The organism is Roseovarius sp. THAF9, from assembly GCF_009363715.1.
Classification (GTDB): Bacteria; Pseudomonadota; Alphaproteobacteria; order Rhodobacterales; family Rhodobacteraceae; genus Roseovarius.
The window spans coordinates 2,895,493-2,913,154 of record NZ_CP045404.1; the positions used below are offsets into that span (position 1 = coordinate 2,895,493).

The window sequence follows — 17,662 nt, forward strand, 5'->3', positions numbered from 1 at the left end:
CTTATATGACGCCCTGCCAGCGCAGCGCGATCAGTACAACTGCGGCCAGAATCAATAGGTTGAATACCAAACCGGCCAGCCAGTGGATCAGCCGGCTGCGCCGCCGGTCCGCCGCGTCGATGGATTTCAGGTGGGTCTCCAAAGCCTCGAACGCCTTCTCTACACGCGCCTCATCCACCTGGGTGGCCAAGCGCGGATGCGCCAATTTCCGCTCTGCTTCCACCAGGTACCGGCCTTCGTCCCGAAGCCGCTTGGGCAACAGCCGCCCGGCGCGGCGCAGCCGCGTGCCAAGGGTCTTGCCACGAAGCCCCAGCTTTTCGTGAAGCTGCTTTTCAAGCGCCTCGCGCCGTGTGCCAAATTGTTTGCGATCAATCACTTAAGCCACTCCTCGGCGGCGCACACTAGGCGCAATTGATTGCGGGGGCAATGGCGTGTATTGGCTTGTGCCATGCTGAACGTCATTCACCACGCCTCGGACGGCGATGCACCGCCGCTTCTTATCGCCCACGGCCTTTATGGTTCGGGCCGCAATTGGGGCGTCATCGCCAAACGACTGTCCGACAGGGGCGCGGTCATGGCCGTCGACATGCGCAATCATGGCACAAGCCCTTGGTTTTCCGAGCATTCTTACGAGGACATGGCCGCTGACCTCGCCGAGGTGATCGAGGCCGAAGCTGACGGTCCGATCGACGTGCTCGGCCATTCCATGGGCGGCAAGGCGGCGATGGTGCTGGCGTTGACCCGGCCCGACCTTGTGCACCGGCTGATCGTGGCCGACATCGCGCCCGTCAGCTATGGCCACAGCCAGGCGCAGTATATCGACGCGATGCGCCGCGTGGATCTGTCGGCGATCACCAAGCGATCAGACGCCGAGGCGCAGTTGAAAGGCGTCGTCGATGACCCGGCGCTCATTCCCTTCTTCACGCAATCGCTTGACGTGAAAGAGAAAAAATGGCGCCTCAACCTCGACACGCTCGAGGCGGAGATGCCGAAAATCCTCAGCTTTCCCGACTTGGACAACCGGTTCGACGGCAAGACGCTGTTTCTGTCCGGTGCGAATTCCGACTACGTCGCGCGAGAGTATCGCGCCCATATCAAGGACCTGTTCCCCGACGCGACCTTCATCAAGATCAAGGACGCGGGCCACTGGCTGCATGCCGAGCGGCCGCGCGAGTTTGAATCCGCCGTGCGGGGATGGCTGGAAAATACCGCGTCGGTATAGCGTCGGTATCCGGGTGGCATCGCGTCGGTGCGAAATCCCCGGCGTCAGCGGGCCTGATACAGCTGTTTCGCCACGATCCACGACACCGGGAAAGCCACTACGAACCCCGCCGTGGCGGTGACAAGGATCGGCGTCAGCGTGTCATAGCCCATGGCCAGGGCGGCGATGACGAACGAGCCTGCCAGGGTGGATCCGATAAAAACATGCAAGATAACCATCAACCAGATCATGGTGTGTCTCCGAGTGGAAATGTTGCGCGTGCCCTGCATAGCGCCCCGCGCGCCCACGCGCCTTGATCTGGGTCACATGCCCTGTGGCCGAATTACGAAGATATGGTGAAATCTGCCATCCCCGCCACCAGACCTGGTTGACCGATGGCACAGCGCGCTATATCGCAATGGCACAGGTGTTAGACGCGGTAGCATCACTGACAGCGGGGTCCGGCGGCCATTGGCCACGGACCCCGTTCGCGTTCCGACCTACTGCCATCCGGCGCATCGGAAGAAGTTAAGGCGCCAGGTGCTCAGACGCGGTCTTTGCATCGCGGGGGTCACCCCGCACCCTGACGCCTTTGCCGAACTGACCACCCCAAGGGGCATCCGGCCCAGCTTTGCCGCCGGCCTCGAAGAGGCCCTTGGCGATCTCGTCACCCGAGGGCAACGACATCGTTCCACATCCGTCGCCGGACATGGCCGCCTTGGCGCCCGAAAGCACCTTGGCCGCGAACACGGGACAGGCCCGCGTTCGTTTGCATCGACCCGGCGATACGCAGGTCAACCTTGCCTCGAAAGGCGCGGCATCCCCGAGCATCGGCCTGAACTGACTTGAGCGGTCGTTAAGGTCTTGCGGCCCCCGGTTCCGCCCGCGCCGGTCCCGAGGGGCCTTTGCGGCGCTGCGTCGGATCTGTGACCCGCTGCAGTCATTGGAATGACACACCTGAAACTACCGTCGGGCAAGAAAAAAGCACTGCGGCATCGAAATTTCTTGGGGATAACCTGTTGATATCGCCGGTGGATTTCCGGTGGATAAGTACAGAAAGTCAAATGTTCCGGCCCCTTTAAGTCGGGATAACCGCAATTCTGACGAGAGCGGGCGCGGCGGCCCAGATTCTGCAGTTGCAAATTAACCTCTTTACTAAAATTGACTCAGATGAGCGCGACTCACGTGGTATCGTCGGAGTATTCATCACCTTGGTGGGGACCCATGCTTAAAACAACTTTATGCGCCGCTGCCGCGGCCTTTCTCGTTATGGCCGATACTGCAAAGGCCGATACTTACATCCTCGTCAGCTGCTATCGTGGACCGTGGAACGAAGTGATCTGGGACAAGGCGAACCCGAACTTCGTCAACTCGCTGGTTCAGGCGGGCTACAGCTAGCAGGAGGCGACCAGTATCGCCAACTACATCTGCCGCGATCCGCGGCTGGTGGACAACCCGATCGCGCTGGCGAAGGAAGTGCGGGCCGCGATGAGAGCCGCGCCGCGGGGTTAAGCATTCAGATCGGACGGCCGGGTTCGTCCGATAACTTCAAAACATGCAGAGCGCGCCGGATGGTGCGATTTGTGCTTTCAGGCGAGCAAAGCGACGCTCACCCGCACATCGTGCGCCGTCACTTCCGAGGCGGTTTCTCCGGCCAACGCCGTTAAAGATTGAAATTTCCCGCGTTTTCACCTATAAATTGTCTTTGCAAGACGAACTTCCTTTTCAAGCGAGGTTTCTAATGCGTATTGTTTTGATTTGTTTGATTACCGCTCTCCATTTCCCACAAGTCGCAGCCTCGCAAGAGTGCGATGCGGCCTGTCTTGAGAAAGTCGAAGCCTACCAGAAGTGGCGCAAGCGCAAGGACGACCCTGCTAAGCAGAGCCTCGAAGTCATGCGCCCCCTGCAGTCTGTGGACGATTTCTACGACATGAATTCCGACGACCTGTTCTCGGACCAGATCAAGAAGGGACATGAAGAACGTAAATTCGAAGCTATCGAGAAACTGAAAAGCCCTTGATCGATACACATCCGTATTACGAAAGGCCCGACCATGTTTTCAAAAGAAAATTTCAAATTCAACACGTTAACCTGGCTGCTCGTCCTTTTCATGTGCATTGGTGCGACCTACTTCCTGCCATACTTCCTGCAGTTTCACACCTCGTACAAGGTTATCGAACACGATCTGGAACAAGCCAACACACTGACCGTGGACGGCTCCAAAAGGTCGATCATCGTCAAGGACGGCTTCATGTGCGCCGAGCCGTCGCCGGACGCGGCATCGACCATCGCGACCAGCCTCGTTGCGGACGTCGCATTCAAATCCGGCCAGAACAACGGCGATGCGGGCATAGGCATCCTGACCGATCCGCGGACCCAGGCCCTGTTTCGCCGGACGCAAGGAATCCAGGCCATCCGGGACGGCATGTTCAGGCTGTGCGAAGCGCGGATGAACAGCGCGGTGGACGAGGATTTCTACGAAGAACAGATGACGGACCTGCTGCTGACGCTGAACTTCATCGTGCCGCTGGAGCTATGCATCAACGCTAGCACGAAGATGGGCGAGTACTACACCAGTTCAAACGGCGAAGACGTGCTGCAGGTCTCGGCGCAGGAGCAAGGCAGCTCGCAATTCTCGGTGCTCGAATACATGTCCTATTGCATGAACATTTCCAAGGATTACGGATTGACGCTCGCCGAAAGCGCCTCGCGCACCCGCCACAATCGCCGGCTGCTCGAACATGAACGCTGGAAAGAAGAGTTTCAGATCAACGCGTTCAAGAGCGAACAAAGCGCCGGGCAGGGTGTGAGCGAGTGAGGTTGACCGCGAAGGCAGACATTCAATTATCCATCTTCAGCGCTTTATTTTATCTTTTCACCGGGGTGGGCACGCAATTGGCTGCGCCAATCGCTTCCGCACACTCGCATCAAAAACGGTCAGCCTCAGCTGTCCATTTTTAATGCGCTAATGAACGCCTCCTGCGGGATATCCACCTTCCCGAACTGGCGCATCTTCTTCTTGCCCGCCTTCTGCTTGTCCAGCAGCTTGCGTTTCCGGCTGGCGTCGCCGCCATAGCACTTCGCCGTCACGTCCTTGCGCAGGGCCGACAAAGTTTCTCGCGCGATCACCTTGCCGCCGATGGCCGCCTGGATCGGGATCTTGAACATGTGGCGCGGGATCAGGTCCTTCAGCTTTTCGCACATCGCCCGCCCGCGCATCTCGGCCCTGTCGCGGTGGACCATCATCGACAGCGCGTCGACAGGCTCGTCATTCACCAACACGGACATCTTCACCAGGTTGTCCTCGCGGTAGCCTTCAAGCTGATAATCGAAAGAGGCATAGCCCCGCGTCACGGATTTCAGCCGGTCGTAGAAGTCGAACACCACCTCGTTCAGCGGAAGGTCATAGACCGCCATCGCACGGCTGCCGGCATAGGTCAGGTCAAGCTGGATGCCCCGCCGGTCCTGGCAGAGCTTCAGCACGTCGCCCAGAAACTCGTCGGGCACCAGGATCGTCGCCTTGATGCGCGGCTCCTCCACATGGGCCACGACCGACGGGTCGGGCATGTCGGCGGGGTTGTGCAGGTCGATCTGCGTGCCGTCCTTCATATAGACGTGGTAGATCACCGAGGGCGCCGTGGTAATGAGCTCGATATCGTATTCCCGCTCAATCCGGTCGCGGACGACCTCTAGGTGCAAAAGCCCCAGGAACCCGCAGCGGAACCCGAAGCCCAGCGCGGTGGAGCTTTCCATCTCGTAGCTGAACGACGCGTCGTTGAGCGCCAGTTTCTCGATGGCATCGCGCAAATCCTCGAACTCCGCCGAATCCACGGGGAAAAGCCCGCAGAAGACCACCGGCTGTGACGGGTTGAAGCCGGGCAAGGGCTCGGGCGTCTGGTTCTTCTCCAGCGTGATCGTGTCACCCACGCGGGTGTCGCGCACCTGCTTGATGGAAGCGTTGAGATAGCCGATCTCGCCCGGCCCCAGCTCCTTGACCGCCTTCATCGACGGGCGGTAGACGCCGATATCGTCCACGTCATAGGTGCCGCCGGTCTTCATCATGCGGATGCGGTCGCCCTTCTTCAGGACACCGTCGATGATCCGTATGATACAGATCACGCCCAGGTACTGGTCGTACTTGCTGTCCACCAACATCGCCTTCAGCGGCGCGTCACGGGTGCCCGTGGGCGGCGGCAGCAGGGTGACGATGGCTTCCAGCACCTCGCGGATGCCCTCGCCCGTCTTGGCCGACACCGGGATCGCGCCCGAGGCGTCGATGCCGATCACGTCCTCGACCTGCTCGGCCACGCGGCTGATATCCGAGGCCGGCAGGTCGATCTTGTTGAAAACGGGGACGATCTCGTGATCGGCGTCGATCGCCTGGTAGACATTGGCCAGGGTCTGCGCCTCGACCCCTTGGGTGGAATCCACGACCAGCAGCGAGCCCTCGACCGCCCGCATGGAGCGCGAGACCTCGTAGGCGAAATCGACGTGGCCGGGCGTGTCGATCAGGTTCAGCACGTAATCCTCGCCATCGAGCGCGGTATACTCGATGCGCACGGTGTTGGCCTTGATGGTGATGCCGCGCTCGCGCTCGATATCCATCGCGTCCAGAAGCTGTTCCTTCATGTCCCGGTCGGGCACCGTATCGGTGGCCTGGATCAGCCTGTCGGCCAGCGTCGATTTGCCGTGGTCGATATGCGCCACGATGGAGAAATTGCGGATATGCGAAAGCGGTGTCATGCGGTTGGTATGTAGGGGATTTGGGGGGTGGTCAAGGTGGCTTGAGCACGCGGGACATGAGCGCGAAACGCCCTATGTCATTTCCCAGAACAGGAGGCGACCATGCATAACGAAACGACACTGACCGGCGTTCTGGTGACCGGCAAGGTGCAGGGCGTGAACTACCGCGCCTGGACGCAGGAAGAGGCGAAGTCGCGCGGTCTGCGCGGCTGGGTCCGCAACGAGGCCGATGGGTCGGTCCGGGCCGCTCTGACGGGGCCGGAAGAGGCAGTGGCAGATATGCTGCGCGCGATGGAAAAAGGCCCACCGGCGGCCAAGGTCGCGCGGGTGGAGCCGGAACCCGCCGAGGCGCCGGAGCAGGACGGGTTCGAGATCCTGCGATGAGGGGCGTACTTGGCGCGACGTCATCCCGGACTTGATCCGGGATCTCCTGCTCGTGGGCACGCCGCCACGGACAACGCGCCATCTATATGCTTCTGAAACAGGCATCGCGCGGCTCGGCGTTACCGCCGCGCTGGCGCAAAGCTGACTTTCGCGCGCCATGCGCTACACTTCTCGGCAGGAGGTACTGCCGATGGTCCGTCTCGCCCTTTTGCTCGCCGCTCTCACCACCCCTGCCGTGGCGCAGGAGGCCGAGCGCAAGCCCAGCCATTGCCTGTCCATCGCGCAATCCGCACCGGGGCTCGAATATATTCAAAAGGCCAGTTTTCGGGATCCGGTGCCGCAGGACAGGGTGCGCATTCATTACATCGCCCACGCGTCATTCCTGATCCAGGCCCATAACGGAACCAGCGCGGTCACCGATTTCACCGGCTTTATCGGCAACGTGGATTTCCTGCCCGATGTCGTGACGATGAACCACGCGCACGAAACCCACTGGACGCCCTTCCCCGATCCCGGCATCCCCAACGTCCTGCCCGGCTGGGGGGAAGAGCATGGCGAAGGGATCGATCATTATGTCGATCTGGGCGACATGGTGATCCGCAATGTCTCGACCGATATTCGCTCGCGCTATGGCGCGCCGGCGGAGCCCGAGGGCAACTCGATCTTCGTCTTCGAGACGGCGGGGTTGTGCATCGGCCATCTGGGTCACCTGCACCACATGCCAACGGACGAGCAATTCGCGGCCCTGGGCCGGGTCGATGTGTTGCTGGCGCCGGTCGACGGGGGCTACACGCTGCCCCTGCCGCGGATGATCGAGACGGTCAAACGCCTGCGGTCGTCCATCGTCATTCCGATGCACTGGTTCGGCGACGGCACGCTTCAGGCGTTTCTGGCAGCGATGGAAGAGGAATTCGCCGTCGTGCGCACCGAGAACAGTGCACTGACCGTGTCGCTCGATACGCTTCCGGGCCAGCCCACCGTCATGGTGCTGCGGCCCCGGTGGCTGCGCGAGCCGGACTGAGCCCTACCGTTTGCGGTCGCGGCGCGAGCTCATGGGCTGGAACGCGACGCCGACATGGGCCTCGCAATAGGGCTTGCCGGATTTCACCGGCAGACCGCAGAACCAGAAATCCGACGTCGCCGGGTCGCCCACGGGCCACTTGCAGGTCCGCTCGGTCAATTCCATAAGCGACAGCTTCTTCGCCTTCTTCTCGATCTCGCTGACCTTGGCCAACGCCTCGGGGTCGATCTCGTTCGCAGACGGCTGCGGCGGCAAGGGTTGGCCCGCGGGGATGATCGCCTTGACGCGGCTCGCCGCGGCTGTGGGCGCCGGCTCTTCCTTGGGCTCGGGCTGCTTCGCCTCGGGCTTCGGCGCAGCAGGCTTGGCTTTGGGAGCGGGCTTGGCCTTGGGCGCGGGTTTGGGCTTGGCCGTGCTTTCCGAGGCCGCAGCCCCGTTGCCCGATCCGCTGCGGTTCGACAGGCCAAGGCGGTGCACCTTGCCGATCACCGCGTTGCGGGTCACGCCACCCAGTTCCTTGGCGATCTGGCTGGCCGACTGGCCCTCGCTCCACATCTTCTTCAGCAGTTCGACGCGCTCGTCACTCCAGGACATGAGCCACCTTTCATTGGTTCAACACGCCGCCGGTGCACCGAGGGCGTGGTCTTTTTTCCAGTTGCCCTATTCTAATCACTGGGCGTTGAGTTACAAGGCACCGCGAGACGACAATCGAGGCAGAGATGCAGGAATTCCACGAAATGGGCAGCCGCCGCTTCGGGCGGGTCAACTGGCTTGGGCTGGCCACGCTGGCCAAGCGCGAAACACAGCGCTTTCTGGCCGTCTGGACGCAGACGCTGATGGCGCCGCTGGCGACGGCGGGGCTTTTCATGGTAATCTTTTCCATCGCCATCGGAGAGCGACGGGGCGACGTGATGGGCGTGGATTTCACCACCTTCATCGCGCCCGGCATCCTGATGATGACGGTGATCCAGAACAGTTTCGCCAACACGTCCTCGTCCATCGTGATTTCAAAGGTGCAGGGCAATATCGTCGATACGCTTATGCCGCCCCTGTCGCCGGCCGAGTTGGTACTGGGCTACCTCGCAGGGGCCGTGGCGCGGGGCGTGCTGGTGGCGCTGGCCATCGCCGTGGGGCTGGCGCTGTTTTTGGGGATCGTGCCGGCGCATCCGTTGATCTGGCTGGGCTTCGTGACGCTGGGCGCGGCGTTTCTGGGCGCGCTTGGCATGGTCGCGGGCATCTTCGCACAGAAATTCGACCAGATGGCCGCGATCACCAACTTCATCGTCACGCCGCTCGCGTTCCTGTCGGGCACGTTCTACTCGGTCGAGGCGCTGCCCGGTGCGCTCTACACGATCAGCCACGTGAACCCCGTCTTCTACCTGATGGACGGCGGGCGCTATGGCATGATCGGCGTCTCGGACAGCAGCGTGTCGCTGGGCGCGGCGATCGTGCTGGGCTCGACAGTGGCGGTGTCTCTGCTGGCCTGGGCGCTGTTCCGCAAGGGCTATCGGCTGAAGGCGTGAGCGAGCCCATCTTCTGCGCAGAGAATGGCGGCAAAAATGCGCATTTTCGCGCGCCCCGCGGTGCCGGTCAGCCCTGCTCCGCCGGGCTCAGCGCGCAGACATGACGCACCTTGCGCCCGTCGCGGAAATAGTCGTGCATCCCGCGCCGGTCCTCGCCCAGAATAAGGTCGTGGTTGATCCATGTGGCCTCGTAATTCAACGCCTCGGCCATGAAGTCGGTGGCCTTGCGTGACGGCACGCCAACAACAGTGTGGCTGCGCCCCTCGACCTCGGTCACCGCGTTAAGCTGGTTGGACACTTCTTCCTTCAGAACCTGGATCATGGCGTTGTCTAGCACGATGAACTCGCTGTCGATGATCACCAGTTCGGGCTGCAACGCCCGGATGAGTGACAGCAGGCGGAAGTGATCCATCACGTGGTAGAAGATGCCGTAAAGCGCCACCACGTCGAACCGTTCGCCCGCCGCGCCCCGCGCTTCGAGATCGGCGAAAAGATCGCCGCAGGTCAGCCGCACGCGCGGTGTGAACTCCGTGTCCGGGAAAGCATCGAACCGCGCCACCAGCTCGGGCCGGGCCTCGACCCCCACGACCTCGGACGCGCCGGCGGCCGCCAGCGCGTAGGACCACCGCCCGTCATGGGCGGCGATGTCCAGAACGCGGGCGCCTTCTATCTGCGGTAGAAACGGGTCGATGATCAGCTTGTGCCGCTGGTTCAGCCGATAGATCGTGGTCGCGTTGTCGTCATAGGGGGGAAGTTCGGTCAGAAAGTCGAACAACCCGCTCATCGGCACAGCCGCTCGGCGCGTTCGCCATAGGCGCGATAGGCTTTCCAGAAGCTTTCATCCCGGCTCCGGTCCGACTGGCGAATTTCCTGGGCCTTGTGCGGGTCGCGATAGAACGCCGCCGCGCGGCGCTGGTCGGACGGGTTCAGCGTCTGGTCCGCCGCTGCCTGGATACAGCCGCAGAGCGCGCGCGACCGCGACTTGCGGTCCGACGCAATGCAAGCGTTGGAAATGGGGCCCGACGCCATCGGCGCGGCCCGACTGACCGATCCGCTGCGCCCGTCGAAGCGGTCTGGCTGGCCACAACCGGCAAGGCCGACGGCCACGAACGTCATCAATAGCTTTTTCATCAGGACTGTCCTGCTCTGTCCTCGAGGTGGCGGCGGGATCGCGGGTTTGCCCCGTCTTGGCCGCACCGTTTCGTTAACCTTCAATACGGGTGATATTGCCCCATCGCCCAGGGTTTTTCAATCGGGATGACGCGGGTCGCGACGCTCAGTCCTGCGACGGGTTCTCTTCGGGGCGCGTGGTGTCGTACTGATTGCCGGGCGAGGTAAAGCGCGTCCAGCGTGCCGGCAGAATAGAGCCGGAGGTCAGCGCGAGGTTCTCGCCCGTCGCCGGCATGAACCAGATCTCGGCTCCGGTGCCGTCGCTGTCGCGCTCGCGCACCACCGCACGGCGCGGAATGCGGATTTCAACGCTGGCCGCGGCTCGATACGGCAGGCCCGTGCCCATGCAGGTGGCCGGGGCGCCGACATAGCTCTCGGCAGGCGCAACCTCGTTGAACACCCTGAGATCGTGCAGCACCACCTCCCCATCCACGGCCAGCGATCCGGGTGCCAGAAGGTCGCGCACATGCGGGCGCACATAGGCTGTCAGCCGCTCGCTTTGCGCCCAGACGCCGCAGAGCGCCAGCTGCCCGTCGATGGCACGGCGCGGCTCGACCGCCACGGTGATCCCGCCGCCGGTGCTGAAATCGCCGCCGCCCAACGTGATATCGCCGGTCAACGGCACGGTATCGGGCGCGGCCATGGCGTGGCCTGACAGGCTGAACACGGCCAGCGTGGCAGTCATAAAGGCGCGGAATGACATGATGCAGCTCTCCGTTGTGAGTTGCCCAAGGCTACACAGCCTTCCCATGCGCTTCAACAGGACCGCCAACACCTCTGTGTGAAACCGCGAACGTGTAGTGAGGAAATAAATCCGAGCGCTCTGAAACTTCTCTCGCTCACCATCCGTGTTTCTGGTCAAGCGCCGGCCAAAAGGACTGGTTGCGTAAGCTAAAAAAGAGAGAGAGGAACACCATGTATACTCGTACCATTACCGCTGTTTCCGCCCTGTCTATGCTGGGGGGCGCCGCCCTCGCGCAAAGCGACAGTGCAGATATGGGCTTTGCCCTTGCCAATGACGGCATGACCCTTGTTTCCATGGCCGACATCACGTCGCCCACCGACGTGCAGACCATGGACCTGAGCGAGTCGCTGGATGCCATCGCATGGCGCCCGGTCACCGGCGAACTGCTGGGCTTCAAGAACGGCATGGTCGTCACCATCGACCCCGCGAGCGGTGAAATGACCGATCTCGAAGCGTCGTTCAACGAAGACGCGATGGTGGCCGACGGCTCGAAGGTCGCGTTCGACTTCAACAACAAGATCGACGCCGTCCGCGCCGTCTCGTCGGAAGAAGACAACCTGGTCTATTTCCCCAAGGATTTCAGCGCCGAGGACAAGGCCGGCAAGGTCGTGCGCGTCAATGATCTGGCCTATGCCGAGGGCGATGCCAATGCCAGCGCCGACCCGGTGATCTATGCCAACGCCTATACCAACGCAATCAATGGCGAGACCGCCGGCAGCACGTTTCAATACGCGCTCGACGCCGAGACGGACTCGCTGGTCAGCCTGGCCAATAACGAAGGCACGCTGGAAACCATCGCCGAAATCACCGTCGACGGCGAAGCCGTGGACCTGAGCGACTGGGGCGGGTTCGACATCATGTCACCGTCCGAGGGCGAAGACATGGCCTATGCCATCCTGCAGATGGAAGGCGCAGACAGCGCCGGCTTCTACACCATCAACCTGGAAACGGGTGAGGCGATGATGCAGGCCGATCTGGGCATGGGCGGTTTCACCGCGCTGGCCATCGCACAGGCGCGCTAAGGCGACGATTACGTAACGAGTATCCCTGTTGTCCAGTTGGGTAACGAGTGTATTGGGGATGTAACGAGTGATGAGGGGGGCCTTTGGGCGCCCCTCTTTTTGTGCGTAGCAGGCGAATGTTGCGACCGCGCGGGACAGAGGCGCTGCAAAGCAGCGCCGCCGCGCGATCGCCCGCTGACCGAAAGGCGATTGCACGCAATCGCCGAAAGGGGGGCCGCCCCCCCTTGGCTGGCATTCGCGCGGCTATCAGAGCCTGGCCGCCCTACCCCACATCCGTGCGCCCGCGCCGATCCCCGCGCAGCGCGGCGTAAAGAACATGTGTCCGCCAGCGCCCGGCAATCTGCAGGTAACTCTGCGCCACGCCCTCATACTTGAACCCGCAGCTTTCCAGCAGTCGCCGCGAGGGCGCGTTTTCCGGCAGGCAGGCCGCCTCCAGCCGCGACAGGTCCAGCCGCTCGAACGCGTGATGCGACACCGCCTGCAAGGCCTCGCGCATGTAGCCCTTTCGCGCATAGGGCTGGCCGGTCCAGTACCCCAGCGTGCCCGCCTGTGCCGGGCCGCGGCGGATATTGTCCAGCGTGATCGCCCCCACCAGCGCGTCGTCCTCGCGCCGGAACAGGAAGAGCGGCACCGCCGAGCCTGACGAGATCGACCGCTGCGACCAGTAGACCCTGTTGGCGAAGCCCTTGCGCGACAGGTGGTCGGCCGCCCATTGCGGCTCCCACGGGGTCAGGAAATCGGCACTGCTTTCGCGCAGGGTTGACCAGTCGCGGAAGTCGGTCAGGACGGGCTGACGCAGGGTCAGGCGTTCCGTCTCGATCCGGATCTTCCGGCGCGGCAGGAACATCAGGCCGCGCGCCTTTCCTGCAAGGTCTGCAAGGACGGCGCATGGCTCACGGGCCCGTAAAGCGCCAGCGCAGCGGGTGCTTGCGTTGCGATCACCTCGGCATGCGATTTGAGATCTGCAAGCGTGACCGCGTCGATCCGCTCCACCACCTCGTCAAGGTCCGGCACCCGGCCCCAGATCTGCATCATCCGCGCCGAGCGTTCGGCCCGGTTCGACGGGCTTTCCAGCCCCATCAGCAACCCGGCCTTCATCTGCGCCCGCGCGCGGTCCAGCTCGGCCTGGCTGAAATCTTCGGCGGCGCGCTTCATCTCGTCCACCGTCAGCCGGCCAAGGCTTTCCATCTCGTCCGCCGAAGTGCCGGCATAGATCGTAAGCATCCCGGTATCCGCATAGGCCCCGGCCTGCGCAAAGATCGTATAGCACAGCCCCCGCCGCTCGCGAATTTCCTGGAACAGGCGCGAGGACATCGAACCGCCCAGCGCCGAGGCATAGATCTGCGCGGTGTGAATGTCGGGGCTGGAGTAGTTCGAGCTTTCGAACGCCATGGCGAAATGCGCCTGTTCCAACGTGCGCACGGTGCGCGTCTCGCCCCCGGCGAACTTGGCCGCCGGTGGCGCGACGGTGTTGGAGGGCTGCATGTCGCCGAACGCCTCTTCGGCCAGCTTGACCAGCGCATCGTGATCCACGGCACCGGCAGCGGACAGGATCATCTGCCCCGGGCGATAGCGCTGATCGACGAAGCGCGTCAGGTCATCGCGCGAAAAGCTGCGCACGCGGTCCTCGGGGCCCAGGATCGTGCGGCCCAGCGGGTGGTTGGGATAGGCCTGCTCCTGCAACCAGTCGAAGATGATGTCGTCGGGCGTATCCAGCGCCTGCCCGATCTCCTGCAGGATCACCCCGCGCTCGACCTCGATCTCGCGCGCATCGAAAACCGGGTTGCGCAGGATATCGGCCACCACGTCCAGCGCCAGCGGCACGTCATCGGCCAGCACGCGGGCGTAATAGGCCGTCACCTCGCGGCTGGTATAGGCGTTTATATAGCCGCCCACATCCTCTATCGCCTCGGCAATCTCCAACGCGTTGCGCCGCTCGGTGCCCTTGAAGGCCATGTGTTCGAGAAAATGCGCGATACCGTTCTGCGCGGCGTCCTCGTGCCGGGCCCCGGCCAGAACCCACACGCCGATGGCGGCCGATTGCAGGCCCGGCATGTGTTCGGTGACGATGCGAAATCCGTTGTCGAGAGTGGTCAGGTTGACGGTCAATTCGGGATGCGGTCCTTGATGAGGGTTTCGATGGCGGCAAGGTCGTTCTCGACCCGCGTCACGCGTTCCGACCGCTCATACAGGTCGGCCATGCGGTCCGGCAAGGGGGGATGTTGGCCGCTGGCCTCTTCCACCGCCGCCGGAAATTTCGCCGGGTGCGCCGTGGCCAGCGTGATCATCGGCGTGGCCGCGTCGCGCATCTCCTCGGCCACCTTCACGCCGACGGCGGAATGCGGGCACAGAAGTTCCCCGGCGGCGTTCCACGTCTCCAGGATCGTCGCGCGGGTCTCGTCCTCGGCGCAACGGCCCGAGGCGAAGATTTCCCGCAGCGCCTCAAGCGCGCCCTGGCTGACCGAAAAACCGCCGGCTTTCAACTCGTCCATCAGCTGCGCCACGGCGGCGCCATCCTGATCATAGGCATAGTAGAGCGCCCGCTCGAAATTCGAGCTGACCTGGATATCCATCGATGGGCTGATCGAGGGGATCACGCCGTCAGGCTTGTACTCGCTCGTTGTAAGGCAGCGATGCAGGATGTCGTTCTGGTTGGTGGCGACGATCAGCTGGTCAATGGGCAAGCCCATGCGCTTGGCGATGTAGCCCGCGAAGATATCCCCGAAATTGCCCGTGGGCACGGTGAAGCTCACCTTGCGCTCCGGCGCGCCCAGCGACACGGCGGAGGTGAAGTAATAGACCACCTGCGCCAACACCCGCGCCCAGTTGATCGAGTTCACGCCGGCCAGACGGACCGCATCGCGGAACTGGAAATCGTTGAACATGTCCTTCACCCGCGCCTGGCAGGCGTCGAAATCGCCGTCGACGGCGATGGCGTGCACGTTGTCCTCGGCGGGCGTGGTCATCTGCCGGCGCTGCACCTCGCTGACCCGGCCATGGGGGTAGAGGATGAACACATCCACCTTGTCCAGCCCCCGGAACGCCTCGATCGCGGCCGAGCCAGTGTCGCCCGAGGTGGCGCCCACGATGCAAACCCGGTCGCCCGAGCGCTTTAGCGACGCCTCGAACAGCTGGCCGATCAGCTGCATCGCGAAATCCTTGAACGCGAGCGTCGGCCCATTGAACAGTTCCAGCAGGAAGTGCCCGGCATCCAGCTGTTTTAGCGGCGCGCGGGCGGCGTGTCCGAAGCCCGCATAGGTGCGCGCGATGATTTCGCGGAACTCATCGTCGGTAAAGGCGTCGCCGATGAAAGGCCGCATGATGCGAAACGCCGCCTCTTCGTAACTGGCCCCGTGCAGCGCCTTGATGTCGTCCGCCGAAAGCGTCGGGATGCTCTCGGGCAGATACAGCCCTCCGTCCCGCGCCAGCCCGGTCAGCATGGCTTCCTCGAAACTCAAGACGGGCGCGTTGCCCCGGGTCGAGATGTATTTCATCGGTCCAGTCCTTTTGCGGCGCCACGGCCGCGGAAGATATAGAAGGCGGTCATCGCCAGCCAGATGGCGGCCAGCGAGAACCACGTGATCGCGTATTGCAAGTGATCGTTCGGAATGTGCGCGGTGTCCACCGGCAAGGGCGTCACGGAATCCTCTGGTTGCGACAATTCACGCGCCACCAACAGTACCGGCTCGGTGTCCAGCACGTCGCCCATCTGGCCCAGGTCCCGCGCGAACCACGTGTTGCCCTCGATATCGTTTTCGGGCGTCGAACTGTTGCGGTCGTCGGGCCAGTGCAGGTTGCCGGTGACGGTCACCTCATCACCCGGCGCAGCCTCTAGCGTTTCACTTTGCCGGATAAAGCCGCGATCCACGAGGATGCGCCGCCCCGCCTCGGTCTCGAAGGGCGAGATCACCAGGTATCCCGCGCCGACCTGCTTGCGGCTCACCAGCACGCGCAGCGCACCTTCGCCGAATTGCCCGGTCACGGTAACCGGCAGGTACCTGTCGGCCTCGGGATCGAAACTTGCGGGCAGCGCCACAGGCTCGGCGGCGATGCGCGTCTCGATCCGGGACAGGATGCCTTCCTTCCACTCCAGCCGCTGCATTTGCCACACGCCCAACCAGACCAGCACGGCCGCACCGGCCAGGCCGAAGATCAGCGGAAGGAGCAGGTTTCTTTGCATGACACCCCATCTGACGCGAAAATGCGGAAGGCACCCCCTCCGCATCTTCCTCTGGCTTTAAATATCCCCGCCGGAGGTAGAGAATTTTCGTACGAAAATTCTTCAGCCGCCCCAGATGTAGACCGCGGCGAACAGGAACAGCCACACCACGTCGACGAAGTGCCAGTACCAGGCGGCAGCCTCGAAGCCGATGTGTTTTTCGGGCGTAAAGTGCCCCCGCATCAGCCGCATCAGGCAAACGAACAGGAAGATCGTGCCGATCACCACATGCGCGCCATGAAAGCCCGTCGCCATGAAGAAGTTGGCGCCGTAGATATTGCCCGAGAACCCAAAGGCGGCATGGCTGTATTCATAAGCCTGCAACCCGGTGAAGATCACACCGAGGGCGATGGCGATGGTCAAGCCCCATTTAACATCGTTCCGGTTGTTTTCATGCACCAGCGCGTGGTGCGCCCAGGTCGCCGCCATGCCCGAGCAAAGCAGGATCAACGTGTTAATCAGCGGCAGGTGCCAGGGGTCGAACGTCTCGATACCCGCCGGCGGCCAGACCCCATCGGTGATCGGAGACATCTCGCCCATCGGGTAGATCGCGTGCTTGAAGAAGCTCCAGAACCACGCCGCGAAGAACATGACCTCGGACATGATGAACATGATGAAGCCATAGCGCAGGCCGATCCGCACCACCGGCGTGTGATCGCCGGCATGGCTTTCCTTGATCGTGTCGGCCCACCAGCCGAACATCACGTAGGCAACGCCCACGAAGCCGGCCAGCAGCATCCACGGCCCGCTGCCGTGGAAGAAAAGGACCGCGCCGAACAGCATGACGAACCCGGCCAATGCGCCCAGCAGGGGCCAGATTGAGGGGTTCAGAATGTGGTAGTCGTGATTTTTTTCATGTGCCATCTGGCTTGGTCCCTCGTCGGTGGCTCTCAGTTCACGGTATTATCAGGTGTCTCGCTCTTGTCGAGCGCGGCCTGCGTTTCGTCTTCGGGCAGGTCGATCTCGTAGAACGTATAACCCAATGTGATGGTCTTGGTGTACTTCGCATCACGGTCGTCGACAATCTCGGGATCGACGAAAAACGTCACCGGCATCTGCACACGCTCGCCCGGTTGCAGCACCTGCTGCTCGAAGCAGAAGCAATCGATCTTGGTGAAGAACCCGCCCGCCTCGAACGGGGTGACGTTGTAGCTGGCCGACCCTGCGACAGGTTTGTCCGTCGGGTTGTAAGCCTCATAGAACGCCAGCCCGGTCTCGCCGATTCGGATCTCCATCTCGCGCTGCACCGGCTTGAACTCCCACGGAAAGCCGCGCTCGTTGCTGGCGTCGAAGCGCACCTTGATCGTCCGGTCCAGGATCTCGTCCGAGCCGAGATCGGCCACGTTGGTCTCGCCGCCATAGCCGGTGACCCGGCAGAACCAGTCGTAAAGCGGCACCGACGCCCAGGCCAGCGCGCCCATGGTGACGCCCACCGCCACCAGCCGCATCACCGTCTTGGTATTCCGGTCCATCGCCATCAGCTTGCCTCCTCTGTCGTCACCGCGAAATCGTCGTCAGAGACCTTGGCAATGGTCAGCCCGAAGACAAGTGCGACAAAAGCGGCCAGTACCAGGCCAAGGCCAAGGTTGCGCGAAAACCGGCGCTTGTGCATTTCGTGTTGGCGCGACAGGGACATG

General features: G+C 62.7%; 23 protein-coding genes. 8 read left to right on the forward strand and 15 right to left on the reverse strand.

The window, feature by feature from the left end; genetic code table 11:
- Position 1: 1 nt before the first annotated feature.
- A complete protein-coding gene (locus FIU86_RS14255) occupies positions 2-376 on the reverse strand; it encodes a hypothetical protein (RefSeq protein WP_152475689.1) in 375 nt (124 codons plus the stop codon).
- Positions 377-448: 72 nt separating this feature from the next.
- Between FIU86_RS14255 and FIU86_RS14260 the strand changes: the two genes are divergently transcribed.
- Positions 449-1,222, forward strand: a complete 774-nt coding sequence (locus tag FIU86_RS14260) for an alpha/beta fold hydrolase (RefSeq protein ID WP_152475690.1) — start codon at positions 449-451, stop codon at positions 1,220-1,222.
- A gap of 44 nt (positions 1,223-1,266) precedes the next feature.
- Here FIU86_RS14260 and FIU86_RS14265 read toward each other — a convergent pair whose 3' ends face one another.
- On the reverse strand, positions 1,267-1,452 hold the full coding sequence (locus FIU86_RS14265; protein ID WP_152475691.1) for a CTP synthetase: 186 nt from the start codon (positions 1,450-1,452) through the stop codon (positions 1,267-1,269).
- Positions 1,453-1,729: 277 nt separating this feature from the next.
- A complete protein-coding gene (locus tag FIU86_RS14270; RefSeq protein WP_152475692.1) occupies positions 1,730-1,951 on the reverse strand; it encodes a hypothetical protein in 222 nt (73 codons plus the stop codon).
- Positions 1,952-2,425: 474 nt separating this feature from the next.
- On the opposite strand from FIU86_RS14270, the gene FIU86_RS22595 reads away from it, so the two are divergent.
- The 3 genes from FIU86_RS22595 (at position 2,426) to FIU86_RS14280 (ending at position 4,019) form a co-directional block, all read left to right on the forward strand.
- The gene (locus tag FIU86_RS22595) at positions 2,426-2,599 is read left to right on the forward strand and encodes a hypothetical protein (RefSeq protein WP_172977515.1); all 174 of its coding nucleotides are present in this window, start codon (positions 2,426-2,428) and stop codon (positions 2,597-2,599) included.
- A 343-nt stretch (positions 2,600-2,942) separates the two neighbouring features.
- On the forward strand, positions 2,943-3,221 hold the full coding sequence (locus FIU86_RS22600; protein ID WP_172977516.1) for a hypothetical protein: 279 nt from the start codon (positions 2,943-2,945) through the stop codon (positions 3,219-3,221).
- 33 nt (positions 3,222-3,254) lie between these two features.
- A complete protein-coding gene (locus FIU86_RS14280) occupies positions 3,255-4,019 on the forward strand; it encodes a hypothetical protein (protein ID WP_152475694.1) in 765 nt (254 codons plus the stop codon).
- 125 nt (positions 4,020-4,144) lie between these two features.
- Here FIU86_RS14280 and lepA read toward each other — a convergent pair whose 3' ends face one another.
- Positions 4,145-5,944 (reverse strand): translation elongation factor 4, encoded by a 1,800-nt coding sequence (gene lepA, locus FIU86_RS14285; RefSeq protein WP_152475695.1) that lies wholly within the window; start codon positions 5,942-5,944, stop codon positions 4,145-4,147.
- Between the two features lie 102 nt (positions 5,945-6,046).
- Here lepA and FIU86_RS14290 point away from each other — a divergent pair, with 102 nt between their 5' ends.
- Positions 6,047-6,328: an acylphosphatase gene (locus tag FIU86_RS14290; RefSeq protein ID WP_152475696.1), complete on the forward strand. Its 282-nt coding sequence runs from the start codon at positions 6,047-6,049 to the stop codon at positions 6,326-6,328.
- 190 nt (positions 6,329-6,518) lie between these two features.
- The gene (locus FIU86_RS14295) at positions 6,519-7,349 is read left to right on the forward strand and encodes an MBL fold metallo-hydrolase (protein ID WP_152477169.1); all 831 of its coding nucleotides are present in this window, start codon (positions 6,519-6,521) and stop codon (positions 7,347-7,349) included.
- 3 nt (positions 7,350-7,352) lie between these two features.
- Here FIU86_RS14295 and FIU86_RS14300 read toward each other — a convergent pair whose 3' ends face one another.
- The gene (locus tag FIU86_RS14300; protein ID WP_152475697.1) at positions 7,353-7,940 is read right to left on the reverse strand and encodes a GcrA family cell cycle regulator; all 588 of its coding nucleotides are present in this window, start codon (positions 7,938-7,940) and stop codon (positions 7,353-7,355) included.
- A gap of 125 nt (positions 7,941-8,065) precedes the next feature.
- On the opposite strand from FIU86_RS14300, the gene FIU86_RS14305 reads away from it, so the two are divergent.
- Positions 8,066-8,869, forward strand: coding sequence for an ABC transporter permease (locus FIU86_RS14305; RefSeq protein ID WP_152475698.1), 804 nt, complete (start codon positions 8,066-8,068; stop codon positions 8,867-8,869).
- A gap of 67 nt (positions 8,870-8,936) precedes the next feature.
- On the opposite strand, the gene FIU86_RS14310 is transcribed toward FIU86_RS14305, so the two are convergent.
- The 3 genes from FIU86_RS14310 to FIU86_RS14320 form a co-directional block, all read right to left on the reverse strand.
- The gene (locus FIU86_RS14310; protein ID WP_152475699.1) at positions 8,937-9,653 is read right to left on the reverse strand and encodes a bifunctional 2-polyprenyl-6-hydroxyphenol methylase/3-demethylubiquinol 3-O-methyltransferase UbiG; all 717 of its coding nucleotides are present in this window, start codon (positions 9,651-9,653) and stop codon (positions 8,937-8,939) included.
- The gene (locus FIU86_RS14315; RefSeq protein WP_254703851.1) at positions 9,650-10,000 is read right to left on the reverse strand and encodes a hypothetical protein; all 351 of its coding nucleotides are present in this window, start codon (positions 9,998-10,000) and stop codon (positions 9,650-9,652) included. The genes FIU86_RS14310 and FIU86_RS14315 overlap by 4 nt, the downstream gene beginning before the upstream one ends.
- Positions 10,001-10,145: 145 nt before the next feature.
- On the reverse strand, positions 10,146-10,742 hold the full coding sequence (locus FIU86_RS14320; RefSeq protein ID WP_152475700.1) for a hypothetical protein: 597 nt from the start codon (positions 10,740-10,742) through the stop codon (positions 10,146-10,148).
- Between the two features lie 212 nt (positions 10,743-10,954).
- Between FIU86_RS14320 and FIU86_RS14325 the strand changes: the two genes are divergently transcribed.
- Positions 10,955-11,806, forward strand: a complete 852-nt coding sequence (locus FIU86_RS14325; RefSeq protein WP_152475701.1) for a DUF4394 domain-containing protein — start codon at positions 10,955-10,957, stop codon at positions 11,804-11,806.
- A gap of 262 nt (positions 11,807-12,068) precedes the next feature.
- On the opposite strand, the gene FIU86_RS14330 is transcribed toward FIU86_RS14325, so the two are convergent.
- From FIU86_RS14330 to FIU86_RS22605, 7 genes are all read right to left on the reverse strand, one after another.
- Positions 12,069-12,653, reverse strand: a complete 585-nt coding sequence (locus tag FIU86_RS14330) for a GNAT family N-acetyltransferase (RefSeq protein WP_152475702.1) — start codon at positions 12,651-12,653, stop codon at positions 12,069-12,071.
- On the reverse strand, positions 12,653-13,915 hold the full coding sequence (locus FIU86_RS14335; RefSeq protein ID WP_152475703.1) for a pitrilysin family protein: 1,263 nt from the start codon (positions 13,913-13,915) through the stop codon (positions 12,653-12,655). Before FIU86_RS14335 ends, FIU86_RS14330 begins: the two co-directional genes overlap by 1 nt.
- Positions 13,912-15,300 carry a threonine synthase gene (thrC, locus tag FIU86_RS14340; protein ID WP_152475704.1) on the reverse strand — a complete coding sequence of 463 codons (1,389 nt, stop codon included), beginning with the start codon at positions 15,298-15,300 and terminating at the stop codon, positions 13,912-13,914. The genes FIU86_RS14335 and thrC overlap by 4 nt, the downstream gene beginning before the upstream one ends.
- Entirely contained in the window at positions 15,297-15,986 is a 690-nt protein-coding gene (locus FIU86_RS14345) for an SURF1 family protein (protein ID WP_152475705.1), read from the reverse strand. Before FIU86_RS14345 ends, thrC begins: the two co-directional genes overlap by 4 nt.
- Positions 15,987-16,088: 102 nt before the next feature.
- A complete protein-coding gene (locus FIU86_RS14350; RefSeq protein WP_152475706.1) occupies positions 16,089-16,889 on the reverse strand; it encodes a cytochrome c oxidase subunit 3 in 801 nt (266 codons plus the stop codon).
- Between the two features lie 26 nt (positions 16,890-16,915).
- The gene (locus FIU86_RS14355) at positions 16,916-17,503 is read right to left on the reverse strand and encodes a cytochrome c oxidase assembly protein (protein ID WP_152475707.1); all 588 of its coding nucleotides are present in this window, start codon (positions 17,501-17,503) and stop codon (positions 16,916-16,918) included.
- On the reverse strand, positions 17,503-17,661 hold the full coding sequence (locus tag FIU86_RS22605) for a hypothetical protein (protein ID WP_170067268.1): 159 nt from the start codon (positions 17,659-17,661) through the stop codon (positions 17,503-17,505). The genes FIU86_RS14355 and FIU86_RS22605 overlap by 1 nt, the downstream gene beginning before the upstream one ends.
- Between the last annotated feature and the right edge of the window lies 1 nt (position 17,662).

Bases quoted from the DNA above. Each gene is read 5' to 3' on its own strand.
- FIU86_RS14300 (WP_152475697.1), bottom strand. From the start codon at position 7,940: ATGTCCTGGAGTGACGAGCGCGTCGAACTGCTGAAGAAGATGTGGAGC.
- FIU86_RS14305 (WP_152475698.1), top strand. From the start codon at position 8,066: ATGCAGGAATTCCACGAAATGGGCAGCCGCCGCTTCGGGCGGGTCAAC.
- FIU86_RS14310 (WP_152475699.1), bottom strand. From the start codon at position 9,653: ATGAGCGGGTTGTTCGACTTTCTGACCGAACTTCCCCCCTATGACGAC.
- FIU86_RS14280 (WP_152475694.1), top strand. From the start codon at position 3,255: ATGTTTTCAAAAGAAAATTTCAAATTCAACACGTTAACCTGGCTGCTC.
- FIU86_RS14265 (WP_152475691.1), bottom strand. From the start codon at position 1,452: ATGATCTGGTTGATGGTTATCTTGCATGTTTTTATCGGATCCACCCTG.
- FIU86_RS14290 (WP_152475696.1), top strand. From the start codon at position 6,047: ATGCATAACGAAACGACACTGACCGGCGTTCTGGTGACCGGCAAGGTG.
- FIU86_RS14325 (WP_152475701.1), top strand. From the start codon at position 10,955: ATGTATACTCGTACCATTACCGCTGTTTCCGCCCTGTCTATGCTGGGG.
- FIU86_RS14320 (WP_152475700.1), bottom strand. From the start codon at position 10,742: ATGTCATTCCGCGCCTTTATGACTGCCACGCTGGCCGTGTTCAGCCTG.
- lepA (WP_152475695.1), bottom strand. From the start codon at position 5,944: ATGACACCGCTTTCGCATATCCGCAATTTCTCCATCGTGGCGCATATC.
- FIU86_RS22595 (WP_172977515.1), top strand. From the start codon at position 2,426: ATGCTTAAAACAACTTTATGCGCCGCTGCCGCGGCCTTTCTCGTTATG.
- FIU86_RS22600 (WP_172977516.1), top strand. From the start codon at position 2,943: ATGCGTATTGTTTTGATTTGTTTGATTACCGCTCTCCATTTCCCACAA.
- FIU86_RS22605 (WP_170067268.1), bottom strand. From the start codon at position 17,661: ATGTCCCTGTCGCGCCAACACGAAATGCACAAGCGCCGGTTTTCGCGC.
- FIU86_RS14260 (WP_152475690.1), top strand. From the start codon at position 449: ATGCTGAACGTCATTCACCACGCCTCGGACGGCGATGCACCGCCGCTT.
- FIU86_RS14315 (WP_254703851.1), bottom strand. From the start codon at position 10,000: ATGAAAAAGCTATTGATGACGTTCGTGGCCGTCGGCCTTGCCGGTTGT.
- FIU86_RS14295 (WP_152477169.1), top strand. From the start codon at position 6,519: ATGGTCCGTCTCGCCCTTTTGCTCGCCGCTCTCACCACCCCTGCCGTG.
- thrC (WP_152475704.1), bottom strand. From the start codon at position 15,300: ATGAAATACATCTCGACCCGGGGCAACGCGCCCGTCTTGAGTTTCGAG.
- FIU86_RS14355 (WP_152475707.1), bottom strand. From the start codon at position 17,503: ATGGCGATGGACCGGAATACCAAGACGGTGATGCGGCTGGTGGCGGTG.
- FIU86_RS14350 (WP_152475706.1), bottom strand. From the start codon at position 16,889: ATGGCACATGAAAAAAATCACGACTACCACATTCTGAACCCCTCAATC.
- FIU86_RS14330 (WP_152475702.1), bottom strand. From the start codon at position 12,653: ATGTTCCTGCCGCGCCGGAAGATCCGGATCGAGACGGAACGCCTGACC.
- FIU86_RS14345 (WP_152475705.1), bottom strand. From the start codon at position 15,986: ATGCAAAGAAACCTGCTCCTTCCGCTGATCTTCGGCCTGGCCGGTGCG.